Origin of the sequence: Vibrio sp. 1CM24A (assembly GCF_023161725.1) — a bacterium.
Lineage (GTDB): Bacteria > Pseudomonadota > Gammaproteobacteria > Enterobacterales > Vibrionaceae > Vibrio > Vibrio coralliirubri.
In genome coordinates this window covers 38,214-44,587 of the sequence record NZ_JALNTS010000017.1, presented here as the reverse complement: position 1 = coordinate 44,587, position 6,374 = coordinate 38,214, and the positions used below count along the sequence as shown (strand labels likewise).

Here is a 6,374-nt window from a genome sequence, read left to right as displayed (position 1 = left end):
GCTTTATGATTATGTTCGAAGACCGACTCACTGAATATATGTAACCCTGACAGTTACACAGAATTATTTACAGGGTCCTCGAATCCGCTCTTCATTTCTTCATCTCTTCGTTACTCGTTTACTCGCTACCCGCATCTATTCTTTTAAGCTCTTCGCATCTCGCTTACTCGTTACTCGCATCTGCACTTCTACTTCTTCACCACGCCACCCGTTAAATACAACCCAATCGCCGCTAACACCGGATAACCAAACGCTTCATTCGTCATTTCCCCTAATGGCTTCCAATCGTAACCGTGCATACAGCCCAGAATCACCATTACATGCAGTGCCACATAAGGAATGGTGAACAACAACACAATGTAGCGTTGTACCAACTTAAAAGGTTCATACGCTTTAAGCAGTGCCAGCTTGTGCTTCGCTTTTTCTTCATCAGTAAAAAACATCGCATCTCCTGTGTTGGTGAGTGCATCTAACCCTTTGTTAATGGAAGACTGACTCCCGAATATTCTTCCGAACAATGTCATACTGCTCCTTGGTTTATTGATGGTTATATAACGCCTTTCTCGTCACTCCCGCTCTTTTAGTTCTTCGCATCCCGCTACTGCTTTTCCGCTCTTCGCATCCCGCTTACTCGAATCCCGCATCTGCTCTTCAAGCTCTTAAAACCATAACCGGACACGCTTTATTCACTCCCCAATCTTTATGCCCCTTCACATTCTCATCTGAAATCAAGAATTGCTCTTGCAACGCAGCCATCAAACCAAACAGTGCCTTACGCTGCGCAAGTGTGAAGTTGTCTTCTGGTTGCAGATCGGCATTACAACCTCCGACCAAACAAATCCCAATATTACCCTTGTTGTGTCCTTTCACATGTGCGCCAGTTTGCGACAGCGGCCTCCCCAATTGGACATCCCCATTGCGACGAATAACAAAGTGATACCCCACATCGCGCCAGCCTCTCTTTTTATGCCATTGGCGAATCTCGGCTACGCCTACATCTTGCTGTGGCGGCGTGGCGCTGCAATGCACTGTAATAAAGGAATAGGGCGGGCAATGAGGTAAGCGGAGTAAAACCGAAACCAGACTGAAAGCATACGGAGTTAACAGAAAAGGGGACGCTGATGGCAAACAAGGCTCTAACGAGGGGATAAGTTCCACCTTGCTAGCCCGCTCTTCCGAGTCAGCCAGTTCTTGTGAATCAGCAGGCGCTTTTAACGGCTGGTGTGGAACTCGATCAGTTGCTGGTGGAGTGTTTGACAAAATAAATCCTCGTGTTGTTGTAACCAAGTGATTAAAGACGTTGATAACGATTCTTTTAAATTAGGGTGCAGCGCGACGTGTTGTCGCAAACTGGTGGCTAAGGTTTTGGCATAACCAGAGTGGTGGCTTACATAGCGTAAATACATCACGCAATAACCTAATGGTTGGGCGCGCCGTGCTCGGCTTATCATCCAACAAATATCTTCATAGCTTGGGGCGCCACCGCATTCATCCTCATTAAAATGACAACCTTCCATTTGGCTTTCTTTATAACCGCTAGCTTCATAGCTCAGTACTTGGCTACACCCGTAGCTATCACTAAAAAATAACGGCTGACGTGATTGAGTGAGGGAATAAGGTCGGCATTCGATGCTCGCCATACCGGGTTGATACACTGAAATAAAAAGAGAAACTATCGCCTTCATTAAGCACCTTATTGCTGCATGGGGAGGGCAATGTACTTCAACATTCTTGATTGGGGTTGGCGGGAATAGCGCGAAAACAGAGGAACGCAGAAAAGTGAGAGGTGCTTCGAAAAGTCATTGATTAATAAGGTTGATGTTGCATATATCTCCGAGGCGATTAACCAAACATCTTTTCTTACAACTTATCTCATAAGCCTTTCGCCCCTAAAGCACCAAAAAGTGTTGTTAATGCCCTTTATATCAATGGATTTCAGTACGAATGATCATTTAACAAGGAGCGTTAAGCATGTGTGTTTCTCTTATTCTTTCTTTTATCCCCTTAAAAACCGGCTCGCCAATAAGCAAGTTAGTGTTATTGAAATTAGCCGATAACGCAGACGCGCGCGGCGTGTGTTTTCCTTCCCTAAATTACTTGGCGCAATATTGTGAAGTGTCGGTAAGAACCGTGAAACGACACGTTAACGAGCTCGAAAAGCAAGGTTTTGTGAAGCGGATAAAGCGGTTTGATGATTCAGGACGCCAGCGCAGCAACATATATCAGCTGCGCCTTCCCAGCGACAGCCACATTCAGCAGACCGATCTAGGCCAAGCGAATCAAGAGAACGCCAATGTAGAACAAACAGGTTTATCGTCATCTTCGTCGGAATATCCCCAGAAGACAGAACATGCGCAGAAAACCGACCATTCAGACACTCCCCTGGGTGACTCAAGATCCAACACGGAGAGTGATCACCTGGCACACATAATCTTTCATAAAGAACATAAAACAGAGTTGAGCTTGGAAAATGGCATCTTGGATGATACCGATGTGCTTGATCCCCCAAGCGGTTCTGAACAACATGAGTTCTCCCCCCTCACCTTCAAACCCAAAAGCAAAACCAAAAATGAAGCCGTGATTCACCTGCTCACCAAAGAGGGCAGCGCGCCGATTTATCATGAGTTCACCACCATATTAGAACGCACCTACCCCAAGTTAGATGTGCTGCAAGAACTGCATGCCATGCAAGCCTGGCTGTACATCAACCCCGATAAGCGCAAACCCTTTGAGCACATTGGCCACTTTGTGAATGGCTGGCTAAGAAGAAGCGCCCAAGCCAAAGCGAAGCGAGACTCATCGCCAGTCTTTAAGCAAGCTAGAGCGGCTAAGCAAACAAGAACGGCTAAACCAGCAAGGGCTTCTGCTTCTACATCGACCAAGGAAGCCAAACCCCAATCGGCAGCCAAACCCATGGATCCCAAACAACCCACACCTGTCTCTCAGGCGCTAGCGGACTACCAAGCCAAAAGCACCACCAACCCGTTCGAAGCACGTATCAAGGCCCTAGTTCAATCCAAATCGCCCGGCACGGATTCTAAAAAGTGACCATTCAATTTTTCACAGATGAAGCGCTTGTTCACACAGCCAAAGCTATTAAAAAAATAGCTTAGAAAACCAAGATCTTAGGAAACCAAAAGGCTAGGGCAAACCAAGCGCGAATACAGACAAAAAACGTCAAGAAACAAAAGTAGAATTAGGGAGAGGGCAAATGGACGATATCAGCCTAAAAAAACTGACAACGGAAGAAAAAGTCACCATTTTAGAAAAAGAGATAGCGCGAGTAGAAGGGCGTATTGGCGGTAAACAATAACCCGAGCTTCGTCTCGCTTTACAGAAACGGCAATATTTTCATTGATATAGAAAAGCGCTACTGCGACGCAGCACAAGAAAACCGCTACCACATAGGCACTCAGTACCTGCAAGACGTACAATGCTCCCGCTGGGTCAATGCTTTGTGAAGCCTTGTCAGAATTAGGTAAATTGCAAACTGGTCAATATGCACTTGATTTGCTAGACTACGCAGCAAATTAAAACCGTATGAAAAACGCATAAACCTGAAACACAGTGAGAAATTGTGATTCATTGCCTGTAGGAGCCAAACCTAAGGGCGGTAGCGTACATAAATGTGGGTGGGTTGCAAGTTAGTAGTTAGCAAGTCAAAAGCGCCACAAGCCACAGAAAGGTAGACTTTGTGGCCTATTGGGGCATTTTTCGGAAAACAAGCAAAATCTAGGCTTTATAAGGGATGGGCGAGAATCGACTGTCTCAAAATGAATAAAAAGTGTCTCATGTCATTCTCTATCTCTGAGACAAATCAATATAAAATTGTCACATTAAAGTGACAACATATCTTCAATTTCTTCCTTTAAGTTGGTTATATCATGTCAAAGAAAAAGATCCTGACGGTTTTTGGTACGCGTCCAGAAGCCATAAAAATGGCGCCTCTCGTTCATGCACTTGCTGAAGATGATCGCTTTGAAGCGAAGTGTTGCGTAACCGCTCAGCACCGTGAAATGCTCGATCAAGTATTAGAGCTTTTTGAAATCACGCCTGACTATGATCTCAATTTAATGAAAGCCGGACAAACCCTGAACGATGTCACCGCTCGAATTGTTCAAGAACTCAAACCCGTACTTCAAGAATTTAAGCCCGATGTTGTGCTTGTCCATGGCGATACCGCAACGACATTCGCGGCAAGCCTAGCGGCTTACTATGAGCAAATTGAAGTGGGACATGTTGAAGCAGGCCTTCGAACTGGTAACATTTACTCGCCGTGGCCGGAAGAAGCGAACCGCCGACTCACTGGCGTGCTGACGAAATATCACTTTGCGCCAACTGAAACGTCAAAAGAAAACTTACTCAGAGAAAATTTCGATCCGGCCAGTATTTCAGTGACGGGTAATACCGTGATTGATGCGTTGTTGATGGTAAAAGACAAAATTGATTCAGATAAAGATTTGAATGAAACGCTTTCTGCACAGTTCCCATTTTTAGATGAAAACAAAAAGCTGATTTTGGTAACAGGTCATCGCCGTGAAAGTTTTGGTGGTGGTTTTGAGCGAATTTGTGAATCGCTTGCTATCACGGCTAAAGCGCACCCAGAAACCCAAATTCTGTATCCAATGCACCTCAATCCAAATGTTCGCGAACCCGTAAATCGTATTCTTGCTGACATTGATAACATTCATCTTATTGAGCCTCAGCAATATCTACCATTTATCTACTTAATGAGCCGTGCAAACATCATTTTAACCGACTCGGGTGGCATTCAAGAAGAGGCGCCTTCATTAGGTAAGCCTGTATTGGTGATGCGTGATACAACCGAGCGACCAGAAGCAGTTGAAGCGGGGACGGTAAAGTTAGTTGGCACTGATGTTGATATGATTGTTGATAGTTTAAATGAACTGCTAACCGATGAAAGCGCCTATCAAGCGATGAGTTTTGCACACAATCCATACGGTGATGGTAAAGCTTGTTCAAGAATTCTAGACGCGTTATGATATTAAGAAAAAAAAACATATATTATGTATTGGGAACGGGGGTGTCTGGGTTAATATCAGTCATCTCCATCCCATTATTCACATGGTATTTTAGTGTGGTGGATATAGGTGTAGGAGCTTTATTTATTATTGCTGTTAACCTACTTACTGTATTGAGTTCTATGGCTCTTGAGCAATATGTGCTGAGGAATTACTATGATTTAGATGATAGTGGAAAAAGTCGAATGTTTACATCATTCTATTTTTTGAGCCTACTTGTTCTAGCTATATTCTCAATAATTATAATTGTATTTAGTTCTGAAATGTCAAATTGGATTTTTTCTCAAGATAGTACATTTGGTTTGTTACTTTTACTTCTCAGTGTGTTAGCAACATTGTCCAAAAAGTTCACTTCAATAACTCTGAGAATGGAATCTGAATCGCTACACTTTGCAATCGGGCAGATCATAGAAAAACTAATATTTTTACTAATGGTAGTTTTGTTTGGTTCAATAACGCAAGATAAATTGTCCTGGCATGAATTTACCATATCCTACATGGCATCTGTCTTGTTAGCTTCAGTATTTCAAAAGTATATCTGCTACCATTACGGATATATAAGAATAAGTGTCGTCAACATTAACTTTAGGTTACTAAAAGAAAGCTTGTCATATTCTATTCCTCTTTTGTTTTCAATCTTGATAATATGGGCAATGGGGTCTCTGGACAAAGTGTTTATTAAAGTTTTTAGCGGAGAGTATGAGCTAGGGCTGTATACAAACGCTTTTAAATTTGCGGGTGTTGCTCTGCTTGTTCAAGGGTTAGTTTCAACGATTTTATTGCCAAATTTGTTAAGGTTACATAAAGAAAATGCTGATTTTAAATTATATAGTGATATTCTGACTATAGTTGTTTATGGATGTGTGCTGTTTTACTCTGTTCTCATATTGTTCCTTCCTTTTGTCAAATTTTTCATCGATCATGAGTTCTATAAATCAATGGAACTCGTACCTATATTAATGGTATATCCTCTTTTTTACATGATTGCTGAAGTTTCTGGTATTGGTATTATATTTAGTAACAAGACTAGGTATTCGTTTTATAGTTCAATGATAACAGTTTCAGTCGTTTTATTATGCTTATATTATCTTGTACCCAATTACGGGGCTAAAGGAGCAACTATATCTGTCGCTGTTGCCTACTTCTTAATGTTTGCTTCTAGAAGCCTATTTTCAGCTGTTTGTTGGAAAAACTCATTTACAAAGGCTGCATCATTCGGGGTTGTAATTATAATTGTCTCCCCATTTTTTTTGGAATATAAAGAATACTATATTGCACTATCAATATTTTCGGGTGCTTACATGTTTAAAAAAATAAGAGAGTTAGTCTGAC

Annotated in this window: 6 protein-coding genes and 1 pseudogene; 4 read left to right on the top strand and 3 right to left on the bottom strand. The window is 42.4% G+C overall.

The annotated features are described in order from the left end of the window. Positions 1-188: 188 nt before the first annotated feature. From MSG38_RS23620 to MSG38_RS23610, 3 genes are all read right to left on the bottom strand, one after another. On the bottom strand, positions 189-524 hold the full coding sequence (locus MSG38_RS23620) for a hypothetical protein (RefSeq protein ID WP_016784030.1): 336 nt from the start codon (positions 522-524) through the stop codon (positions 189-191). Positions 525-651: 127 nt separating this feature from the next. Further along, the gene (locus tag MSG38_RS23615; protein WP_248402773.1) at positions 652-1,260 is read right to left on the bottom strand and encodes an N-acetylmuramoyl-L-alanine amidase; all 609 of its coding nucleotides are present in this window, start codon (positions 1,258-1,260) and stop codon (positions 652-654) included. After that, on the bottom strand, positions 1,212-1,685 hold the full coding sequence (locus MSG38_RS23610) for a hypothetical protein (RefSeq protein WP_248402772.1): 474 nt from the start codon (positions 1,683-1,685) through the stop codon (positions 1,212-1,214). The genes MSG38_RS23615 and MSG38_RS23610 overlap by 49 nt, the downstream gene beginning before the upstream one ends. A gap of 286 nt (positions 1,686-1,971) precedes the next feature. On the opposite strand from MSG38_RS23610, the gene MSG38_RS23605 reads away from it, so the two are divergent. The 4 genes and pseudogenes from MSG38_RS23605 (at position 1,972) to MSG38_RS23590 (ending at position 6,373) form a co-directional block, all read left to right on the top strand. Continuing rightward, entirely contained in the window at positions 1,972-3,048 is a 1,077-nt protein-coding gene (locus MSG38_RS23605) for a helix-turn-helix domain-containing protein (protein ID WP_248402771.1), read from the top strand. 163 nt (positions 3,049-3,211) lie between these two features. Then, a pseudogene (locus MSG38_RS23600) lies at positions 3,212-3,461 on the top strand (hypothetical protein). Between the two features lie 423 nt (positions 3,462-3,884). Continuing rightward, positions 3,885-5,003 (top strand): UDP-N-acetylglucosamine 2-epimerase (non-hydrolyzing), encoded by a 1,119-nt coding sequence (wecB, locus tag MSG38_RS23595; protein WP_248402770.1) that lies wholly within the window; start codon positions 3,885-3,887, stop codon positions 5,001-5,003. Next, on the top strand, positions 5,000-6,373 hold the full coding sequence (locus MSG38_RS23590; protein ID WP_248402769.1) for an oligosaccharide flippase family protein: 1,374 nt from the start codon (positions 5,000-5,002) through the stop codon (positions 6,371-6,373). Before wecB ends, MSG38_RS23590 begins: the two co-directional genes overlap by 4 nt. Position 6,374 lies beyond the last annotated feature (1 nt).